Genomic DNA, 20,449 nt, shown 5'->3' on the forward strand with positions numbered 1-20,449 from the left:
CACGCGCAACGACAGACGTAACTTCGGGTTAGTCTTTGTAACCCCTTGCGGGGGCGCCGTGCCGGCGTGAAAATGGGGACGGTTGCCCGCCACGCCGGTGCTTCCTTGGCGCTTGAGCCCGTGGATTAGTCAGGTGTGGGGCTTTGTTGAAGGGCCGCGCACTGTTGCCTTGAGCACGCCGATCAGATTATCAGCTTCCCTTATCAGCCCCCGGGCAACCCTTCAATCGCAGAATCGGTATCGGGAGGGAACTCTGATGAGTCAGGAAGGGACGCTGATCGAGGTCGCTGATGACGATCAGCCCGTGCAGCGGGTGGCGGCAATCGACGTCGCCAAGGCCAGCGGCATGGTCTGCACCCGGGTCCCGCATGGGAGCATCCCGGGCAAACGGGTGACCCGGGTATGGCAGGTATCGGCCACCACCAATGACCTTCTGGCTCTGGCCGACCAACTGGCAGCGGAGGGCATCGAGCGCATCGTGCTCGAATCCACCAGCGACTACTGGCGCCCGTTCTTCTACCTGCTGGAGGCACGAGAGCTGCAGGTGTGGCTGGTCAACGCCCGCGACGTCAAGAACGTCCCGGGAAGACCTAAAACCGACAAGCTCGACGCGCTCTGGCTGGCCAAGCTGAACGAGCGGGGCATGCTGCGCCCCTCGTTTGTCCCGCCCGTCCAGTTCAGGCAACTGCGCGACTACACCCGCCTTCGGACGGACCTGACCGTCGAACGCTCCCGTCACGTCCAGCGCGTGGAGAAACTGCTGGAGGATGCGCTGATCAAGCTCTCGAGCGTGGCCACGGACATCATGGGCGTTTCCGCACGCGCGATGATCGAAGCGCTGATCAACGGCGAACGTGACCCCCATGTTCTTGCCGGCCTGGCCAGGGGCCGGCTGCGGGTCAAACACGCCGCGCTGGTCCAGGCACTCACCGGCCGGTTCGATGACCACCACGCGGACCTGGCCCGGGTCCTGCTGAGCCAGATCGATGCCCTGTCCGGTCAGATCGAGCACCTGAGCACACGGATAGAAGCACTGATCGCAGCAATCCCAGCAGCGCAGGGAGTCGACCCCGACGGCACCACCGGCCCGGACGCAGGCACCGGAGCCGACGCCGCCCTCCTGCCGGCCATCGCACGCCTTGACCAGATTCCCGGCATCGGACCCGGCGCCGCACAAACCATCATCGCCGAGATCGGCCTGGACATGACCCAGTTCCCCACCGCAGGACACCTGACCTCGTGGGCCAAGTTGAGTCCCCGCGCGAATCAGTCCGGCGCCAGGAACTGATCCGGTTCCCCGGGAAAGGGCAACCCCTACCTCAAAGGTGTCCTGGGCGAGGTCGCCTCCGCTGCTGCCAAGACCAACACCTTCCTGGGGCAACGGTACCGCCGCCTGGTCAAACGGCTGGGCAGGCTCAAGGCCCTGGTCGCTGTCGCCCGATCCATCCTGGTCATCATCTGGCACCTGCTCGTCGATCCCACAACCAGCTACATCGACCTCGGCCCCGATTTCTACGACACCCGCATCAACGCCAATCGGCAAAAGCGCAATAACATCCGCCAACTCGAAGCCCTCGGCTACAAAGTCACCCTCACACCCGCGGCCTGACACCCATCCGGCTTCATACCATCGCCAGGCCGCCGGACCACGACGGGGTGCAGCAGTGCGCCCGCCGCAGGCAGGTCACCTCCATTTTCCGATCAGAACCGCGGCATCACACCCTAGGCCACTGCTCCAGCAGTTGATGGCTGTGGTGAAGCAAGAACTCGTGCCTGTAGTGAAGGCCAATCCAGGGGGATGCAGCGAGCTCGTCCAGATTGAAGAGTTGCCGGGTATCTGATGCTTCTTCTGTGCCGTGGGTCTGACCCCGCAGGCGTGATCGAAGGACGTTCAGAGCAAGACTGGTAGGAGGAACTCGGCGTTTGAACATGATCACTTTCTCCTTGATGCCTCAATGCTGGGTGCAGGAAACCGAACGAAACAGGAGCACACCATCGTGAAATGTCGGGGCTTGGTGCAACGCCCAAAAAGTGTCTGGTGGGCCCTGCTGTTCATCCTCAGCCTCGCCGGGCTCAGCAAGCACGAGAAGGCCCGGGCCGGGGTCATCTACGGCATCACCGAGATCTCCTCCGGCCTGCCCGCCCGCGGGATCTGGATACTGGCGATGAACCCGACGCCCGCGCGGGTGTCTTCGCTGATCATGGTGGTGTCGACGGCGCCGGGGCAGATCGTGTTGACCCGACACACACTAGCTAGCCGGCGTTAGCTGGCATCTTGTCCGTGCGTCCTCGACGGGCGTCGCGTTCCGCGACCGATTCGGGGACCCACGGCACGGGGCTGCGGCACATCATTAGCGCCACCAGCACCGAGAGGACCGCAAAGACCAGCACGACGATATATGCCCAGCTGATGCCCTCCTGTGCAACCACGGTCGTCGTCGGGTTCTGGTGGCTGGCCAGAATGTAGGCGCCGATGGCCGATGCCGCGGACTGGCCCACGTTGCGGACCATGGTGTTGGTTCCGGCGGTTTCCGAGGTGTGGGTTTGCGGCACGGCTTCGATGAGCACGTTCGGCAGCGCACCATAGGTCAGCGCAATGCCGATGCTGTTCAGGCTCATGGCGACCACGAACATTACTGCATTGCCGAAGGTGAGCAGAATGACGGGAATGACCAGGGCCATCAGCACCAGGCCTGCGATGAAGACCACGCGGGCACCGTATCGGTGGGCCAGCCGTCCGCCCAGGGGCGAGAAGAAGTATCCCAAAAGCGCGGTTGCAAAGCTGAACAAACCGGCAGCGGTCGCCGTGAAGCCCAGCCCGAAGCCGGTGGCCGTCGGGTATTGCATGACCATCTGCGAGGGAACAGCCATGCCGCCCAGTGGACCGAGGGCAGCGAGCACCGTCGCCGTCATGACCAGGGCAATCTGGCGGTTCTTGAACATGCGCAGGTTTACGATCGGTGATTCAACACGCAGTTCCCACCAGACCCACAACAGCGTCACCGCGACGCCGGCGCCCATCAGGCCGATGAATTCGATCGAGGCGAATCCGGTCTTGGAGCTGCGGGAGAGGCCCAACAAGATGGCGCTGACAGCGATCGGCAGCAACAGCGAACCGAGGTAGTCCGGTTTTTCGTGGTTTTTCACCACGGTGTCCCGGGGAATCACCAGCCAGGTGGCGATCGCCGCGATGATGGCAAGGACCGCTGCGAACGCGAAGATGCCGTGCCAGGAGTAGGCGTCGATCATGAATCCGGCGAGGAACGCGCCGCCGGCACCGGCAATGAGTGCCGAGGCGCCGATCATGGACACGCCAACGGGTATCCTTTCCTCCTTAAGATGTTCGCGGGCCAGCCCGAAGGCCAACCCCATCACGGCACCGGCGACGCCTTGGATTGCGCGGCCGAGGATGATCATGCCCAGGGAGCCGCCCAGCAGGGAGACCAGTGATCCGGCCCCGGCAATGATCAGGACGACCACAAGGACCTTGCGGCGGCCGTACATGTCCCCGAACCGTCCGCCCATCACACCGGCGGAGGCGGAAACCAGCAGGTACGCGGTGACGACCCAGACGACGGTGTTCGCGTCGGCTTGGAAGTCCTTGATCAGGGTTGGCAGGGTCACATACATCATGGACAGTTCAAACGCGGAGACGATTTCGGCCAGAATTAGTACCGACACTATCGCGGCGAAGCCCGGGCGACGGAGCGCCCGTGCGGTGGGGGTCTGGGGGTCTGCGGGTGCGGACATCGTTGTCCCGCCTTTCGTGGGTGCGGTGAAAAGCATGTGAGGACGCCGCTAGACGCGGGCGTCAGTGGCGGTGGAACAGACAATCTTTGGGTTTCGCGCCCGCCCGCTTATACGTGCGGGACGGGCGCTCCTCCCCCGTAGCATCGGTTGGCGATCTTGTTTGACGGAGGCAGGGACAACAAGTTTTGACCCAATCCCGGGGGTAAACAACGTGTTTGTTCCTGCCGGACAAACATTTTCCGTGCTCCGGGTCTAGCCGTTCCCGTAGGCCACCGATTTGGTCCAGAAGAACTCCTCGAGTCCTTCCAGGCCGCCTTCGTTGCCGTTGCCGGAGTGGCCGATGCCGCCGAAAGGCCGTTCGGCGACTGCAATGGCTGCACCGTTGACCGCCACTTCGCCGGTTTCCAGGGCTTCGGCCAGCCGGATGGCACGGCGTGCATCTCCGGTCCAGATGGACCCGGAGAGCCCGTAGTCGGTGCCGTTCGCGATAGCGAGGGCCTCGGCCTCATCGGAGAAGCGGATGATGGCCAGAACGGGGCCGAAGACTTCCTTTTGGGCCAGTTCACTGTCGGGATTTACATCGGCCAGAACGGTCGGAGGGTAGTAGAAGCCTCCGGCCAGGTCGCCTTCGAGCCGCTGCCCCCCGGTGACCAGTCGCGCGCCCTGTTCCTGCGCCCGTTTGACCATCGAGTCGATGCGGTCAATTGCGCCCTGGTTGATGACCGGGCCGCAGATGGTGTCCGGTTCCTGGGGGTTTCCGACCTTGAAGGATGCCGCGATCGCACCAACCTTGGCCACGAAGGCATCGTAAATCGATTCCTGGACCAGCAACCGGGTGGGCAGGGCGCAGGCCTGCCCGCTCATGACCCCGAAGGCCATGTAGGTCGAATGCATGGCTGCGGCCTCGAGGTCGGCGTCGGCGAAGATGAGGTTCGCGGATTTGCCGCCAAGTTCCAGCAGCACCGGCTTGAAGGTTTGCGCGCAGGCACTGGTGATTTTACGCGCCGTCTCCGGGCCACCGGTGAATGTCACCTTCTTCACCAATGGGTGCTCCACAAGTGCGGCGCCGGCCTCGGCGCCCCCGGGAATCACGTTGAAGACGCCCGCGGGGATGCCGGCTTCGCTGATGAGATCGGCGAAGAGCATGGCGCTGAAGGGGGTCAACTCGCTGGGCTTGACGACTACGGTGTTGCCGGCGGCCAAAGCGGCGGGAACCTTCATGGCCAAGGACATCAGTGGGGCATTCCAGGTGATAATCGCGCCGATCACCCCGTAGGGCTGGCGCAGGGTGTGCCCGAAGGAACCGCCGGCGCCCACCGCCGAGGTGATCCGGCCCAGCGGGAGCTTGTCGGCCCAGCCGCCATAATAGCGGATCCATTCCACCGCCGCGGCCACGGTGGCGTTGGCGCTGGCGCGTGCGATGCCGTTATCGGCGATCGCGAGGGCGGCAAATTCCTCGGTGTGTTCCTCCACCAATTGCGCCAGCTTCAACAGGGCCTTGGCCCGGGTTCCGGCGGGCGTGGCGCGCCAGTGGGTAAAGGCCCGGTGTGCGGCGTGGACCGCCTCGTCGACCTCCGCGGCTCCGGCCAGCGGGACCAGCGCATCGGGTTGACCGGTGGCCGGGTTGATGTGCTCGTGGATTCCCACGCCCACGCTGCGTGCCTGTCCGCCAATGCGCAAGGTCACCGGCGGCAGGGCGAAATCAGTACTTGTGTCCATCTCAGTTCTCCGGTTCGTAGCGCAGCATGGTGATGCCCGCCTGCGGGTAGTCGCAGTAGACCGGCTTCACGCGCATGCCCACGCGGATGTCCTCGGCGGCGACGTTGACCAGTTCGGTGGAGAACTTCGGGCCCTCATCCCACTGCACCACGGCGAGCACGAGTGTGCCTTCGTTGGCGAAGTGCGGGGCGACGGGACGGGTGGAGATGGTGTAGGTGTAGAGGCTTCCGGCGCCGGAAATTTCCCGCCATTCCAGGTCGTCGGCCAGGGTACGGGGTGCCAGCGGGCGCGGGTAGAAGATGTACTCCCCCAGCGACGGGGAGTATTGGATGCGGATCTTGTGCCCGGCCAGCGCGTCCCAAAACGGTTTGGTCAGCGGGGTCGGTACCGGCATGGGTCGTTCAAGAACCGGCGGTGTGTATGCAGTGCTCATGATGTGCTCCTATTCGCCTTCGAAAATCAGTGCGGTCTGTTCGCTCATGATGCCGCCGTTGCCGGTGACGAATGCACGGTTGCAGTCGGCAACCTGTGCCTCGCCGGCACGGCCCATGATCTGCCTGGCGCCGTCGATCACGTGGTGCATGCCCCCGGCAATGCCCGCCTGGCCGAAGGACAGCTGCCCGCCGGCGGTATTCATCGGGAAGTCGCCGCGGAAGGTCAGGTCGTGTGTGTTGACGAATTGCATACCTTTGCCCTTTTCGGCGAAGCCGGCATCTTCCAGGCTCATCAGCACAGTGATGGAGTAGCAGTCGTAGATTGAGACCATGTCCACGTCCTTGCGTTCGATGCCGGCCATGGTGAAGGCCTGATCGGCGGCATGGACCATCGGGGAATACATCAGATCCTTCGCGTAGGTGGGGGTCTTGTAGGGAACCCGTTCGCCGAAGCCCTTGATCCAGACCGGACGGTTCCGGGACTTGTGGGCCAGCTCCCTATTGCCGATGACCACTGCCGCTCCGCCCTGGCACGGCATGACGATTTCGAGCATGTGCAAGGGGTCCGCGACCATCGGCGAGGCCAGCACGTCCTCAATGGTGATGGGTTTGCCGTGGAAGACAGCGCCGGGGGTGGCGCAGGCGTTGGTACGCTGGTCCACGGCGATCTTGGCCATGGCGCGTTCGTCGTATCCGAACTCGTGGCCGTAGCGCTTGGCTATCTGGCCGTACGGGCCGTTCTGCCCCAGGTTGCCGTAGGGGATTTCGAATTCCGCCTGGGGTGATCCATAGGCGTTGGACGACGCGCCAAAGTACATTTTGTCGTTCATCACGAACGGACGACGTTCGTCGGTCGGGACATGGTGGGTTCCGGGAAAGGTCACCAGCACGGCGTCACAGAGGCCAAGTTCCACGGCGGCAGCTGCACGCCATACGGCAGCGGCGGAGCCGGCCCCGCCAAGGTCGACTATCTCCGCGAAGTTCGCGTCGATGCCCAGGTATTCGGTGATAGTGGAGGGCACGAACATGTCCGCCTCACCGATCTGTGGAGTGACGATGCCATTGACGTCGGCGGCGTCCAGGCCCGCATCATCCAGCGCAGCCTTGGATAGCCGGGCCCACTGTTCCAGGTTGAAGGTCTTTTCCCGTGCCAGCTTGCGTTCCGGGGGCAATTCAAAATAGCCAAGAATTGCGGCTTCTCCTCGAAGTCCCATATGGTTCTTCTCCTCTTAATCGATCGTGGGTGGCTTTCGTGGACCCGTTTTTGGGTGCACGACTAAGGGGATGTGCTTATAGGGGTTGATGATGTGTGGTGGCGCCTGTGTCTGGGCGACCTAGCCGGTGTTCATCGGCACGGGGATGTGCAGGGGAGAGATCCTGATGCCAAGTTCCGGGCGCAGCTCCCCCGCCTGCAACAGCTGCAACAGCCCCGGGTGCAGCGGACCGTCCCAGCGTTCTGGTGCCGGTACGATCCCCAGCGCCTGGATTCCCGAGATGCCGGTGGGTGTGGGGGTTTCCTGCAGGATCAGGTTTGCGCCCTCAGCCCAACGGAAACCTTTGGCCGTGGACTCACCGGGCAGCGGGTAGTCTGTGGCCCCCAGCACGGTTCGAAGGACATGTGCGGCCCGTTCCAGATCGGTTACCTGGCCAAAGACCACAGGAAGCTGCGACTGCGGCCTTGTTGTTTCTACCCATGGGCAGGAGCTGTTGAATCCGTTGTTCTCCTCCGTGATTTCCTCCAGGCTTTGCGGGGTCTGCACCAGCTGGGTCAGGAAGCCAAGCCCGGTGTCCCTGGGGTGCAGGAATGCCTCTTGCCAGAGCGGGTGTTCGACGTTGACAAGGATGGGTTCGATCCCGGCATCTTGCGCCCCGGCAATCGCTGCGTGAATATCGTGCACCTTGAACGTGATGTGGTGTGGTGCGGCATTGCCGTCGTTTTCGGTAAGGAAACGTCGGACAAATGAGTTTCGCGCGGCTCCCGGTTCCAGCAATTCAAGGCGCATGTCCTCGGCCAGGGCGAGCTGGCAGGGACTAAAGGCTGGCATCTTAAATCCGCTTGCCCAGCGCGCGCCCAGTTCCCGGTGCAGCATTTCTCCCGCAGGGCCCCAGACAGGAACCGCGAAGGCGATGTGGTCCAGTTCGTGGGCGCTCATCGGAGCACCGCCAGCCTGGAGCCTAGCCGCGTTCGGACTCGACCTGCTCCAGCCGCAGTTCGATCATCGACACGAAGCGATCCAGGATGCGGTTGGCTTCCACCATGGTCTTGTCTCCGGAGGCCAGGCGCGCGACCAGATCCATCAGGACGCACCAAACCATTGCCGTTACATCCGCTGCCTCTTCGGGATCCAGCATCGAAAAGTCGGCCCGGATGGGTTCCTCCAGCACCTCGCCTAGCTGTTGCATGAGCGCCGAAACATCGGGGTCCGACGTCGAACGCAAGACGATGATCGCCTTGTAGAAGTTCGGCTGCTTCTCGAAGGCCGCAAGCGCCATGCGTAGGCGCTGGGTGACTCGCTGGGTGGTGTTCAGCTTCAGGTTCCAAGTCTCGTTCTGGGAGCTGAAAGGCACGGCCCAGTCGTAAACGACGTAGGCGTAGAGGTGTTCCTTGGAGGAGAAATACCTGTACAGGGTTCCCAATGCCACGTTCGCTTCGGAGGCCACATCTCGAATTTGGATTGATTCGTAGTCGTTGCCCCGCAAAAGCAACTTGGCCGCGTCCAGAATCCGTTGCCGGCGTACCACCTGGTACGAGGGGAGTTCGATGGTTTCGCTCGATAGGAGTCCGACCATCATTCGCCTCCTGCTTGAAAATCCAGTGTTGTTCCAACGCTACCACCGGCTCCCGGCGCGAGAACTTTCCTCGCCCCGCATTACTGGTCCTTCCAACGGATCAAAGCGTCCAGCGCCTCGATCTGGTTTCCCGAGACCCGTAGCGGGTTGATCTCGAGTTCCTCGAGCTCATCCCCCAGCCCGACTGCGACCTGCGAAATCTTGTATATTGCTGCGGCCAACTCGTCCAGGTCGGTGGCCTCGCCGCCACGGAATCCGGTAAGCAGGTCGATTCCCTTGAGGGATTCGAGCATGCGGCGTATTTCGGCCGGTCCTATCGGGAGCAGGCGCAGCGCGGAATCCTTGAGGATCTCAACCATGATCCCGCCGAATCCCACAGCGAGCACGAGACCCCACTGCGGGTCCCGGACGATGCCTACCAGCAATTCCGTGCCTGCCGGGCGCATCGGGGATACCGCTACGCCTTGGATGCGGGCCTCCGGTGCCAGCCGGGCCACGGACCTTCGGATGAAGTCGTAGGCTTCGGAAACCGCTTCGGCATCCTGGAGCATTAGCCGGACCCCGCCAACTTCTGTCTTGTGGGCGATATCTTCCGACGCGATCTTCAGCACCACCGGGTAGCCCATGGACTGGGCCGCCGCTACGGCGTCTTGCCTGGAGGCGGCGATCGCAGCCGGCACGTACGGCACGCCGTGTTGACGCAGGAACTCTCCGGTCTGCACCTCTGTCCACTTTTCCGCGCCGGCCGGTTTTGCGAGGCTGGGTGCCACCGGAAGCTCACCGTCGCTCGCGAGTTCCGCAGTGCGCTTGCCCCACCAGACGCTTCGCGCAACTGCGGGGATGCCGCGGTCGAATGAATCGGAAGCGTGGGGGTAGCCGCGTTCGGCTGCATACTGGCGTCCGAATTCGGTGACTTCGGTGGGCAGGAAGCTCATAGGGATGACCGGCTTGGGTGAGGACTTCAGCTGCCGCAGCAATTCATCCTGTGTCAGCCGCGACATGTCCACCATTTCCTGATTAGCGGGCCACGATCCATTGACCACGATGAAGTCGTAGTTTGAGTCGTCGATAAAGCACTGGTTGGCCTTGGTGAGGATCGTGGGATCAACCGAAATGTACCCGGTGGTGTCCAAAGGGTTGTTCACCGTGGCAAAGGAGGGCAGGCCCGCAGCATGCAGCCGTTGCACCGTGCTCTCGGCGGGGGTGGGCAATTCCAGTCCCGCGGCCTCCGCCTTGTCTGCCACCAGGGCGCACATGGCGCCGGAGCCGGTCACGACTCCCACCCTGTTTCCGGCCAACGCGCCGTAGGATTCGATGATGCCGGCGGTGGCCACCAGGTCCTCAATGTTTTCGACCCGGATGACGCCGAACTGCTTGCAGGCGGCGTCTATGACCTTGTCGTCGCCCACAAGTGAACCGGTGTGAGCTGCAGCCACACGGGCCGAAGCCTCACCGCGTCCGGCCTTGAAAATGACTATCGGCTTGCCCGCCGCACGGGCCCGGGCTGCAACTTCCAGGAACTGCGCCGGATCCGAAATCTGCTCCAGGTATGCGGCGATGACCTTGGTGTTTTCGTCCTCAACCAGCACCCCCATGACGTCGATGGCGGAGACCATGGCCTCGTTGCCGACCGTCACGGCAGTCGAACAGCCCACTCCGCGCGAGGCCATGTAAGGCAGGAGGTAGATGGCCAGGGCACCGGACTGACTCGCCACACCCACGCCGCCGGTGATCAGTGGCATCTGGGTCATGTGGCTGAAGGCCGCAACCTTGGCGTGGGAATTGATGAACCCCAGGTTGTTGGGTCCCAAGATTAGCTGGCCGGCCTCACGGGCCCGGTCCACCAGCTTGGCCTGCAAGGCTTCGCCCTCTGCGCCGGCTTCGCCCAAGCCCGAGGCCAGCAGGATCAGGTTGCGGATGCCTTTGAGCCGGGACTCCTCAAGGATGGTTTCCAGCGAATTGGTTCCGGTGAGAACGATTGCCAGATCCGGGGCCTCAGGCAGTGCGGCAATCGAGGGAAACGATGCCTTGCCATGGCATTCCTCACCGCGGCGGTTGACTAGGTAGAGCTCGCCCTCAAATCCCCCGGCGATCAGATTGCTATGCGTGAAGTGAGACCAGGTGGAATTGCTGTTCGCACCTACGATGACCACAGACTTCGGTTCCAGAAGTTCACGCAGTCGGCGGGAATCCAGGTTCTGCAGATTATCGATATCGCTCGTCAACGTTGTCATGCGAAACGGTTCCTTTCGGTGACGCTTTGAGTGCTGAATAATGAATTGTTTCGAGCCGGCTTACGGGCGTTAGCCGCGCGGCAGCCCCAAGATGCGTTCGGCTATGACGTTGAGTTGGATTTCCACGGTGCCACCGCCAATGAGGACTTGCGGGACTGCTAGCTGTCCGGTAACCGCGTCACCCGGCGCGTCGGCAAAGAGTGCCCCACTGCCGGCCAGTCGTAGGGCATGCGAAGCTGCCTCGCGGGTGAGCCGTGCATGCGCGACCTTTGCCAAGGATGAACCGACGCCAGGTAGCATGCCATTGACCTGGCGCAGCGTTTCACGCAGGTTGAGGGCGCCGATGGCGGAACTCATGGCCGCGATGCGACCGAGCGAGGTGAAGGCCTCTCGCTCGCTCCCGGTGTACGCCGCCTCCCGAATCAGTCTGCGCAACGCATCCTCGGTTCCCACCGAAACACCCGATGATATCTGGGTGCGTTCGTTCTGCAGGGTAGTGGCCGTAATACGCCATCCCTGGCCAGGCTCCCCCAGAAGATAAGCGTCCGGAACGAAAACGGAGTCGAGGAATACTTCGTTGAACTCCGCCTCTCCGGTCGGCTGCTTGAGCGGCCGGATATTCACACCGGCGGTTCGCATGTCGACGAGGAAGTAGCTCAGGCCCTTATGCTTAGGCACTTCAGCGTCGGTGCGGGCCAGACAGATGCCCCAGTCGGCTTCGTGGGCGCCGGAGGTCCAGACTTTTTGTCCCCTTAGCTCCCAGCCGCCTTCGACCTTGGTGGCTCGGGTAGCCAGGCCTGCAAGGTCGGATCCGGCACCGGGTTCAGAGAAAAGCTGGCACCAAATCAGTTCGCCGAGCAAGGTCGGAAGCGCGAATTTCTCCTTGATCTCTTGGCTGCCGTAGGCCAAAATCGTGGGCATGGCCCACTCCCCGATGACCGACGACGGCTGGGTTAGCCCGCGGCGGGAGTACTCCTGGGAGATCACCACCTGCTGGGCGGGACCGGCGCCAAGCCCGTAGGGTGCCGGCCAGTGCGGGGCTGCCAAGCCGTGTTCGGCCAGGAAGCTGCGCTGAGAGCCGCGTGAATACCAGCGTCCCCCGTCGTGTTCGTTGCTCAACGACGCCGCCTGATCCAGCAACTGGCCGATGCGTGCCCGGAAAGTCGGATCTTCGTCGGGCAATTCAATATCAATACGCCGGTCCAGCTCAAAGGCGGTCTTGCCTGCGGAGACAACGTGGTCCTGGAGCGGTGCCACCTGCGCGGCAAGCGTCATGGCCCGGCGCCAGTAAAGGTGGGCGTCATGTTCCCAAGTGAAACCGATGCCGCCAAAGATTGTGACCGCTTCGGTGACGGCCTCGACTGATGGGACAATGGCCGCTTCAATGGCCGACCCCACCGCCAGCCTTTGCTGGTCCTCATCCTGTTCCAAGGCCACAAGCGCCGACCACGCCGCAGCGACGGCGAGTTCGGCGGCAATAAGCAGGTTAGCGCATTTGTGTTTGATGGCTTGGAAGGAGCCGATCGGGGTGCCGAACTGTTCGCGTAGCTTGGCGTAGTCCGTGGACGCTTCGACCGCCCACCGCATGATGCCCGCGGCTTCGACCGCGAGCAGGGCAGCCTGGAGGGTTTCGACGTAGCTTTCGCTCAAACCTTCCAGGACCGCCTCGGAATCGATTACGAGTCCAGCAAGTTCCAGGATGCCGGCATCGCGGGTCAGATCAGAGCATCGCACCGGAATGCGGTTCACCCCAGGACTACGGACATCGATCAGTGCAAATCGGGTCACCTGATCGGCGCGGAATCCCACGACCAAGTACTCGGCCGAAAGAAGCGAGGCGACAGGTGCGCTGCCCTGCAACACCCATCCGTCCTTGGTGGCGGTAGCCACGAAGGACGCAGGGCGCAAGAGAAGCGAGCCCAGCGCTCCGCCGGCAAAGAGATCCAGGCCTTGTGCTGATGCTTTGCATGCGTCGGCTCCGGCAAGCGCGGCACTTGCCAGGACGGTTGAAACATAAGGGCCAGGAACCAGACGACGACCAAATTCCTCGACCACGACAGCCGTATCCATCACCCCTCCGCCTTGGCCACCCCGTTCCTCAGCAATATGCAGCGCATGGAGTCCATTGCCCACCAGCTCCGCCCAGTAGGACGGGCGCCCGCCGTCACCATAATTTTCCAGCTGGCCCCGGGTTTCCAAGATGCCGGCAAAGCGTTCGGCAAATTCGGAAACCGAGGCAGCCAGGTCCATCTGCTCTTCGGTAAGGGATAACGGCATAATCACTCCAGTGTCTTGGACGCGCCATCTGGCCCTCACGGGTGGGCCACATCAGCAATAAATAAGAACTGAAACTAGACTCTAGTTCACAATGTGTGATCTGGGCAACATTTTTTTCGAACTTCTGTCCGACCCGCCATCGCTGATCGCCTCAGGAGCGGGGGGTGTCTTCTGCCGTCACTCACGCCAGCCGGGTTCCTGGAGTCTACGAAGCGTGCGGCGAGCAGGCCTGCCCCCTGCGGAACCCGGCACTCGGTGGCGCTGGCAGCCGGGCAGACGATATGGTCATACACCTCAGGTATATGCTGTCCTCACGACAGAATATCGACAGGCCATTAGGAGATCTACCCATGCTTTTTGAAAACCAAGTGGCACTTGTCACCGCAGCTGGCGCAGGCATCGGCCGCGCCATTGCCTTGCGCCTGGCAGCGGAAGGCGCGGCGATCATCGTCTCCGATGTCAACGATGCCGCTGGCGCCGAAACTGTCGCCCTCATCGAAGGCGCCGGAGGGCGTGCGGCCTACAAGCACGCCAACGTCGCAGAGGCAGCCGAAGTCAACGCTCTAGTGCCTTTCGCCCTTGAATACTTCGGACGCCTGGACCTGGCAGTGAACAACGCCGGGGTCGGCGCCATGCCCAAGCCCGTTCAGGACATCACTGCCGATGAGTGGGACCGCACCATCAATGTGACGTTGCGTGGTACTTTTCTGGCCCTGCAGTCACAGATCGCCCACTTCGTGGGACAGGGACGCGGTTCCATTGTGAACATCGCCTCTCTGGCCGGCATCAGCGCCACTCCTCAACTGACCCCTTACGGCGCCGCGAAGCACGGGGTTGTTTCCCTCACCCGCAGTGTTGCCAAGGAAAACGCCGCCCTGGGAATCCGCATCAACGCGGTGGCTCCGGGAGCCATTGAAACCGCCGCCCTGGCCTCCTTACCGCCGGAGGCCAAGGCCGGATACACGGCAGAGATTCCGATGAAGCGCCTTGGCCAGCCCGATGACATCGCCAACGCCACAGCCTTCCTGCTCTCCGAGCAGGCGAGCTTCGTCACCGGCGTCGTGCTGCGCGTAGACGGTGGAACGGATGCTTAGCTCAATGGCAACGACTGAAGAAAACGCACGGCTGATCCGCGCCCTCCGCGGGATCCTGGCTCAGTGGACTGCTCCGGAGTTCATCACTGCGGTGGCAGCCCGTGGGGATCTCCACTTTGATCCGGGTGCCTTGAAAATGCTCACCATCCTAAATTCCTCCGGGGCCCAGCGGCCTTCGGCACTGGCTTCGCGCATGGTCACCGGCGCCTCTAATATCTCTAAGATCACCGCGCGTCTCCTGCAGGCGCGCATGGTTGAACGCACCCGCGACCCTCGGGATTCGCGCGCCTCACTGATCGGGCTCACGGAGTCCGGTCGGAGGGCAGCAGAATCATTGGAACGTTCCGGGAACTCCTTGGTCGATGACCTGTTGGGAAGCTGGAGCCCGGCAGACCGCGGCGAGCTGCTGCGGCTCCTGAGCCGTTTTGAAGTCGAAAGCCACCGCGTCGCAGCCCTAGCGACTGTCATTACTGCAACGGACCTGAAATCGACTGACCGGTAACAAGGCCGCGGTTACTACCGTCCCCAAGCATGAGACTGGTAAGAGACCTCGCATCTGTTCCAAAACGGATGACGTCCAGACCTCGAGAGGAAACATTATGCAAATCATCGCTGACTTCCGAGTCGAGCAAAAAGCCGAGTTGTACGAGAAGATCAATACTGCCGTTGCATCCGCTTTTAGCGATGGCTTGGTTGAACGCACGCATGGAGTCCTCGTGACACGTCATGACTTTGACCATTTTTCCGTGGCTTTATCTCCCCACGTTCCTTTCGGACTCATTCACGAGCAGGATCAGGTCCACCGGAATTAAACGGCTAAGTATCGCTTCACCATGGCAGGGTTGACCCTCCACTGCCAACTGCTGCCCTGAAACAATGAGCTGACCACCTTTACATAGGGATCTTCATCGGTAGTGCAGCGGTTATTTCGGCCATCCAGTCGGAGTGTTCGGTGGGTCAGGATTGACGGGCCGGCCAGGGCATCCATGATTTCCTCAAATTCGGGAGATCCTCCGCCGTCCATCAGTCGGGCCGGCGGAGTGTCTGCGTTTCCCGGCCGACGAGACACCAGCTCGAGCCGGTGCAACCAGATTCTTGCTTGATCAGCACTGCGATCTTCATGATGGGCTCCTTCTTTCGTGGGGAACGTGTGGATGGGCGAAGACTTCGGCCAGGTAGCCCCTAGCCGGCTTCGGGAATGATGCGCGGTGGCAGCCACAACCCTCGCCCGCGTGCCACCACGGATCCCGCGGTTCGGATTTCCCCGATGACCCAGATCTTGCGGCCATCGACCTTATCCACCCGGGCCGTGATCTCCAGTTCTTCGAAGAGCGGCACCGCGTGGTCGTAGTCGACGGTGAGCGATCGGGTGTAGATCCACTGGTCCACGGTCCCGGCCGCGTACCCCATGAGGTGGTCCAACAGCGTGGCGACCCAGCCGCCATGAACTCGCCCGGGCGGACCCTGATAGGCCAGGCCGAGTCGGGTCGTGGTGCGCGCGGTGTGATCCTCCCCGACCGTCAACACCACCGGAGGTGCCATGGGGTTCAGCTTCCCGGACACCGGCGAGCGGTCCCGGTAGCCTTGTGTGCGCGAACCGCTGCGATCTGCGAACCGCGCCCCGGCCAACTGCTGGACCGGCTGGAGATGCTCCTCGAGCAGGTCGAGCACCGTTTCCAGGCGCCGGGCCAGTTCCGCTGCAACGGGTGTGTCTTCCGGGAGCCTGACCATCGCATCGAGCAGCGACCGGGTGTGTTCGACCGCCGTGAGCAGGACTTGAGCGTTTGTTGCGGGATCCGGGTGGCCCACCTCCGCCGGGGGCCACGCCGCCGGCTTAGTCATTTCCCAGGATCAGGGCACTGGTGGGAACGCCGGTACCGGCGGTGACCAGCACGTTGCGGGCGTTGGGCACCTGGTTGATGGCGGTGCCACGGATCTGGCGCACCCCCTCGGCGATGCCGTTCATGCCGTGGATGTAGGCCTCGCCCAGCTGACCGCCGTGCGGGTTAATTGGCAGGCGTCCGCCCATCTCGATGGCGCCGTTCTTGATGAAGTCCTTCGCCTCGCCGCGACCGCAGAAGCCGAATTCCTCCAGCTGGGCCAGCACGAACGGGGTGAAGTGGTCATAAAGCACCGCGGTGTCGATATCCTCCGGGGCCAGCCCGGTGTCGTTCCACAGCTGACGGGCGACGTTGCCCATTTCCGGCAGCGCCCGGTCGCCATCCTTGCGGTAGTAGCTGACCATCGTGTGTTGGTCGTAGGCGGAGCCCTGGGCGGCGGCCTTGATGGTCACCGCTTTGCCCGGCAGGTCCTTGGCGCGTTCGGGGGTGGTGATGACGAATGCCTGGCCGCCATCGGATTCCTGGCAGCAATCCAGCAGGTGCAGCGGATCGGCGATCCAGCGCGAGGCCTGGTGGTCCTCCAGGGTGATCGGCTTGCCGTAGAACCATGCCTTCGGGTTGGTGGCCGCGTGCTTGCGGTCGGCCACGGCCACGCGGCCGAAGTCCTCGCTGGTGGCACCGGTCAGGTGCATGTAGCGCTGGGCGAACATGCCCACCCAGGAGGCCGGGGTCATCAGGCCGAAGGGCAGGGTCCAGGCGTACGCGGCGGCCCGGGCATCCGGGGCCATTCCTTCAGTGCTCATGGCCGCGCCGAAGCGGGCACCGGAGCGCTCGTTGAAGGCGCGGTAGCAGACCACGGTCTTGGCCACGCCGGTGGCCACAGCCATGGCCGCGTGCAGGATGGTGCCTGCGGCGGCACCGCCGCCGTAGTCGACGTGGCTAAAGAAGTTCAGCTCCTTGCAGCCGAGACCGCGGGCGACCTCGATGGCCGGATTGGTGTCCATCGAGTAGGTCACCATGCCGTCCACGTCGTGCGGGTTCACCCCGGCGTCGCGGCAGGCTGCCAGCGCGGCTTCCTGAGCCAACTGGAGTTCGGAGCGTCCGGAGTTCTTGGAGAACTCGGTCGCGCCGATGCCTACGATGACTGCCTTGTTCAGCAGATTGCTCATGCCGTTTCCTCTCGGGATGGGATGCTCAGATCGATGGTGCCCGTGACGTGCGGGCCCAGGGAGTTGGTGCCGGTGACCTTGAGCGTGACACTGTCGCCGTCCACCGATTCGACCGAACCGGTGAAGACCATTTCGTCCCCCGGGAAGTTGGTGGCACCGAGACGAATGTTGATGCGGCCCACGCGGGCGGTGGGTCCGGCCCACTCGCCCACGTAGCGGTTGACCAGGGCATTGGTGGTCAGAATATTCATGAAAACATTCTTGGTTCCCGCCGCCACGGCGACATCCTTATCGTGGTGAACCTTCTGGAAGTCACGGGTGGCAATTGCACCGGTGACGACCAAGGTCGCGGTGATCGGAATCCTCAGTTCCGGCAGGGTGTCCCCCACGGCCATCGAATCCGGGCGGGCAAGGGGCAGAGTTTGGGTTGAATCTTCGGTGCTCATTGCTTCTCTCCTGCCGGGCGCGCCACGGGCAGCACCAGGTTCTCGTCCATTCGTTCTGCGGTAATGGTCACGGGCATGCCGATTTGCACGTCCGCGCGGTCTACGCCCTCAAGGTTCATGACCACGCGCGGGCCTTCCTCCAGTTCGATGACAGCGACGATGTAGCCCGGCTCGAACGGTGGAACGATCGGGTGGTAGAGCACCACGTAGCTGTGCACTATGCCGCTTCCGGCCATGACCTTCGGTGCCCAGTGGATGGAGTTGCATTCCGGGCACATCGGCACCGGCGGGTGGCGCAGCTCCTCGCACTCGCCGCACTGCTGGATGCTCAGCTCGCCGCGCTCGTTGAGGGACTCAAAGAAGAAGGCGTTATCCAGGTTGATCGCCGGCCGCGGGCGCAGGGCCTGCAGCCGTTGGGTCTCGCGCTGTGGCTCTGACAATCTCTCAGACAGGGTCTCGGTCATTAGGAGCTCCTCTTTGCCGGGTTGTACCAAAGGGTGCGGAAACGCATGGTGCCCACGCGTTCCCCCTGCTGGTCGGTGTAGCTGGTCAGGGTAGTGATGAAGTAGCCCTCGCCTAGGCCGGTCTGCTTGGGACCGACGAAGGTCTCCACCTTCTCGGTGGCCGTGAGCACGTCGCCCGGAGTCAGGTAGCGGTCGTACTCCTGGTCGCAGTTCACCGCGACAACCTTCGGGTACCCGCACTCGGCGAGGATTGCGTAGGCGCGGTCCACGTCGCTTTCTATCTCCGCATCGGAGGGGTTGATCATGTTCCAGACCTGTAGCGAGGAGGGGGGAGCCACCACATCCGGGTGGCCGGCGGCGCGGGCAGCCTCGGGGTCGAGGTAGATCGGGTTGGTCTCCCCCATGGCATCGCACAGGTGGTGGATCATCGGCCTGTTGACCTCGTCGCGGGCCACGGACACCCTTTCGCGCCCGGCGGCGATGATCTCGCCGATCTTCACGGTGGGGTCGTTGCTCATACTGTCTCCTTGATGTTGATACCGGTTGGTCGCAGGGGTAGGAGGTGGCCGCGGCCGTTCTCTTCGAACAGCTCCTCCAGGGTCTCCACGGCTCGTTCGTCCAGCCGCTCAAAGACGATTTCACGTCCCGGGCGGTGGTAAACGGTTTCATTCGCCAGCCACGCATCCTTGCGCAGTCTTGGCTTGTTGATCTTTTGCGTGGCGGTCACCGGCACGTCCGTGACGACGCTGAGGAACCGCGGCGCCCATTTGGTGCCCAGATCCGGCTGCGCTTCGAGGAAGGCCGCGAACGCCGCCGGATCGAAGTCGTCGGGGTTCTGGACCTGAAGGGTGGCCATGACCTGGTCGCCGGTGCGGGCATCGGGAACCGGGTAGACCGCAGCGAGGGTTACTCCCGGGTAGCGCGAGAGGACGCGTTCCACCGGAGCGGCGGAGAAGTTCTCACTATCCACACGCAACCTGTCCGAGGTGCGCCCGGCGAAGTAGAAGAATCCTGCGTCGTCGCGGTAGCCCAGATCTCCGGTCAAGAACGCGTTGCCGCGGATTCGCTCGGCGACTGCCTCGGGGTTCTTGTAGTACCCCTCGAACAGTGGCGCACCGGTGAGGTTCACCAGCTCACCGATCGCCTCCTCGGCGTTAAGGATGCGTCCGGAATCGCTCAGGATGGCACGTGGGCATTCCTCCATGGTCTCCGGGTTGACTACCGCAGCGTCCATGCCTTCGGGTGGCAGGCCCAGGGAACCCTTTGGGGTTTCCGGGGTGCGACGCAGATTCAGCCCGCCTTCGCTGGCGCCGTAGTTCTCGGTTGGCCAGACGCCGAAGCGGCGGTGGAACTCGGCCAGGTCGTAGTCTGAAGCCTCGGTGCCAAAGCAGGACTCCAGATTGGTCTGGGTTTCCTTGGACTTCTCCGGCTGAGCCAAGATGTAGGACAGCGAGCGGCCCACATAGTTGAAGTAGGTGACCTTGTACCGCATCAGGTCAGGCACGAAGCGCGAGGCCGAGAATCTGCGGGCCAGCGCGAAGGCGCCGCCGGTGTACAGTGGGTTGGCCCAGCAGGCGAAGATGCCGTTACCGTGGAACAGCGGCATCGAGTTGTAGCTGACGTCGTTGCTTCCCAAGCCCATGTGGCGGAATTCGGCGGTGCGGCACAACCGGCCGGTGGTGCAGATAACCGCCTTCGGGTCCCCGGTGGAACCGGAAGTGAACAGCAACAGCAGGATCGTGTCGGGATCCCCGGCAGCTTCGGTGTCCGGGCGCGGGGCGTTGCGGTACTTCTCCAGTTCCGCGGCGTACTGAGGGGTTTCGATACGCAGGGTTTTGCTTTCCTCAACCCCGGATTCCACCCCATTGAAGTAGGGCTCCAGCTCCCTGCTGGTGATCAGGATTTCGCAGTCGGTGTATTCGATGTCGCGGGCCAGTTCTTGGCCGCGGCGGGTCAGATTGATCCCCACCACGGTGGCCCCTGCGTAGGCCGCGCCGCCGATGGCGAAGATGTAGTCCGGGTCGTTTTCCAGCATGACGCCAACGTGGAATGGCTTGCCCTCTTCGTGCAGCGAGAGCATCAGATGCGCACGGATTTTGCATTCGGCTACTACCTCGGCCCAGGTCCAAATCCGGCCCTCGAAGAGCAATCCGGGGCGGTCGTCATCGGCTCGCAGGTCCAGTAGATCTCTAGTCGTTTGGGGGTTTGTCGTTTCAATATCGGTGTTCATA

General features: G+C 63.0%; 19 protein-coding genes. 5 read left to right on the forward strand and 14 right to left on the reverse strand.

The window, feature by feature from the left end; all coding sequences use genetic code 11:
- The first annotated feature begins 256 nt into the window (after positions 1–256).
- Both ACQCSZ_RS16655 and ACQCSZ_RS16660 read left to right on the forward strand, forming a co-directional pair.
- Positions 257–1,288 carry an IS110 family transposase gene (locus ACQCSZ_RS16655; protein ID WP_427004815.1) on the forward strand — a complete coding sequence of 344 codons (1,032 nt, stop codon included), beginning with the start codon at positions 257–259 and terminating at the stop codon, positions 1,286–1,288.
- A 724-nt stretch (positions 1,289–2,012) separates the two neighbouring features.
- Positions 2,013–2,267: a hypothetical protein gene (locus tag ACQCSZ_RS16660; RefSeq protein WP_427004816.1), complete on the forward strand. Its 255-nt coding sequence runs from the start codon at positions 2,013–2,015 to the stop codon at positions 2,265–2,267.
- Here ACQCSZ_RS16660 and ACQCSZ_RS16665 read toward each other — a convergent pair.
- The 8 genes from ACQCSZ_RS16665 to ACQCSZ_RS16700 form a co-directional block, all read right to left on the reverse strand.
- Entirely contained in the window at positions 2,254–3,750 is a 1,497-nt protein-coding gene (locus tag ACQCSZ_RS16665) for an MFS transporter (protein WP_427004817.1), read from the reverse strand. The two genes, ACQCSZ_RS16660 and ACQCSZ_RS16665, sit on opposite strands and share 14 nt — an antisense overlap.
- A 252-nt stretch (positions 3,751–4,002) precedes the next feature.
- Positions 4,003–5,469 carry an aldehyde dehydrogenase family protein gene (locus tag ACQCSZ_RS16670; protein ID WP_427004818.1) on the reverse strand — a complete coding sequence of 489 codons (1,467 nt, stop codon included), beginning with the start codon at positions 5,467–5,469 and terminating at the stop codon, positions 4,003–4,005.
- A gap of 1 nt (position 5,470) precedes the next feature.
- Positions 5,471–5,902: a Zn-ribbon domain-containing OB-fold protein gene (locus ACQCSZ_RS16675; RefSeq protein WP_427004819.1), complete on the reverse strand. Its 432-nt coding sequence runs from the start codon at positions 5,900–5,902 to the stop codon at positions 5,471–5,473.
- Positions 5,903–5,911: 9 nt separating this feature from the next.
- Entirely contained in the window at positions 5,912–7,117 is a 1,206-nt protein-coding gene (locus tag ACQCSZ_RS16680) for a thiolase family protein (RefSeq protein ID WP_427004820.1), read from the reverse strand.
- Between the two features lie 120 nt (positions 7,118–7,237).
- Positions 7,238–8,056 carry a VOC family protein gene (locus tag ACQCSZ_RS16685; RefSeq protein ID WP_427004821.1) on the reverse strand — a complete coding sequence of 273 codons (819 nt, stop codon included), beginning with the start codon at positions 8,054–8,056 and terminating at the stop codon, positions 7,238–7,240.
- Between the two features lie 22 nt (positions 8,057–8,078).
- Positions 8,079–8,696, reverse strand: coding sequence for a TetR/AcrR family transcriptional regulator (locus ACQCSZ_RS16690; RefSeq protein WP_427004822.1), 618 nt, complete (start codon positions 8,694–8,696; stop codon positions 8,079–8,081).
- Between the two features lie 77 nt (positions 8,697–8,773).
- Positions 8,774–10,927 (reverse strand): acetate--CoA ligase family protein, encoded by a 2,154-nt coding sequence (locus ACQCSZ_RS16695; RefSeq protein ID WP_427004823.1) that lies wholly within the window; start codon positions 10,925–10,927, stop codon positions 8,774–8,776.
- 69 nt (positions 10,928–10,996) lie between these two features.
- Positions 10,997–13,204 (reverse strand): acyl-CoA dehydrogenase, encoded by a 2,208-nt coding sequence (locus ACQCSZ_RS16700; RefSeq protein ID WP_427004824.1) that lies wholly within the window; start codon positions 13,202–13,204, stop codon positions 10,997–10,999.
- A 350-nt stretch (positions 13,205–13,554) separates the two neighbouring features.
- Here ACQCSZ_RS16700 and ACQCSZ_RS16705 point away from each other — a divergent pair, with 350 nt between their 5' ends.
- The 3 genes from ACQCSZ_RS16705 (at position 13,555) to ACQCSZ_RS16715 (ending at position 15,110) form a co-directional block, all read left to right on the forward strand.
- Positions 13,555–14,298 carry an SDR family NAD(P)-dependent oxidoreductase gene (locus ACQCSZ_RS16705; RefSeq protein ID WP_427004825.1) on the forward strand — a complete coding sequence of 248 codons (744 nt, stop codon included), beginning with the start codon at positions 13,555–13,557 and terminating at the stop codon, positions 14,296–14,298.
- A gap of 4 nt (positions 14,299–14,302) precedes the next feature.
- Positions 14,303–14,800 (forward strand): MarR family winged helix-turn-helix transcriptional regulator, encoded by a 498-nt coding sequence (locus ACQCSZ_RS16710; RefSeq protein WP_427004826.1) that lies wholly within the window; start codon positions 14,303–14,305, stop codon positions 14,798–14,800.
- A gap of 97 nt (positions 14,801–14,897) precedes the next feature.
- Entirely contained in the window at positions 14,898–15,110 is a 213-nt protein-coding gene (locus ACQCSZ_RS16715) for a hypothetical protein (RefSeq protein ID WP_427004827.1), read from the forward strand.
- A 370-nt stretch (positions 15,111–15,480) separates the two neighbouring features.
- On the opposite strand, the gene ACQCSZ_RS16720 is transcribed toward ACQCSZ_RS16715, so the two are convergent.
- The 6 genes from ACQCSZ_RS16720 to ACQCSZ_RS16745 are packed head-to-tail and all read right to left on the reverse strand — an operon-like array spanning position 15,481 to position 20,448.
- Entirely contained in the window at positions 15,481–16,140 is a 660-nt protein-coding gene (locus ACQCSZ_RS16720; RefSeq protein ID WP_427004828.1) for a PaaI family thioesterase, read from the reverse strand.
- Entirely contained in the window at positions 16,133–17,308 is a 1,176-nt protein-coding gene (locus tag ACQCSZ_RS16725) for a lipid-transfer protein (protein ID WP_427004829.1), read from the reverse strand. The genes ACQCSZ_RS16720 and ACQCSZ_RS16725 overlap by 8 nt, the downstream gene beginning before the upstream one ends.
- On the reverse strand, positions 17,305–17,754 hold the full coding sequence (locus tag ACQCSZ_RS16730; protein WP_427004830.1) for a MaoC/PaaZ C-terminal domain-containing protein: 450 nt from the start codon (positions 17,752–17,754) through the stop codon (positions 17,305–17,307). The genes ACQCSZ_RS16725 and ACQCSZ_RS16730 overlap by 4 nt, the downstream gene beginning before the upstream one ends.
- Positions 17,751–18,218, reverse strand: a complete 468-nt coding sequence (locus ACQCSZ_RS16735) for a Zn-ribbon domain-containing OB-fold protein (protein ID WP_427004831.1) — start codon at positions 18,216–18,218, stop codon at positions 17,751–17,753. The genes ACQCSZ_RS16730 and ACQCSZ_RS16735 overlap by 4 nt, the downstream gene beginning before the upstream one ends.
- Positions 18,218–18,736 (reverse strand): FAS1-like dehydratase domain-containing protein, encoded by a 519-nt coding sequence (locus ACQCSZ_RS16740; RefSeq protein ID WP_427004832.1) that lies wholly within the window; start codon positions 18,734–18,736, stop codon positions 18,218–18,220. The genes ACQCSZ_RS16735 and ACQCSZ_RS16740 overlap by 1 nt, the downstream gene beginning before the upstream one ends.
- Positions 18,733–20,448 carry an AMP-binding protein gene (locus ACQCSZ_RS16745; RefSeq protein WP_427004833.1) on the reverse strand — a complete coding sequence of 572 codons (1,716 nt, stop codon included), beginning with the start codon at positions 20,446–20,448 and terminating at the stop codon, positions 18,733–18,735. Before ACQCSZ_RS16745 ends, ACQCSZ_RS16740 begins: the two co-directional genes overlap by 4 nt.
- Between the last annotated feature and the right edge of the window lies 1 nt (position 20,449).

The sequence above is a fragment of the Pseudarthrobacter sp. H2 genome (genome assembly GCF_050157045.1).
GTDB lineage: Bacteria > Actinomycetota > Actinomycetes > Actinomycetales > Micrococcaceae > Arthrobacter.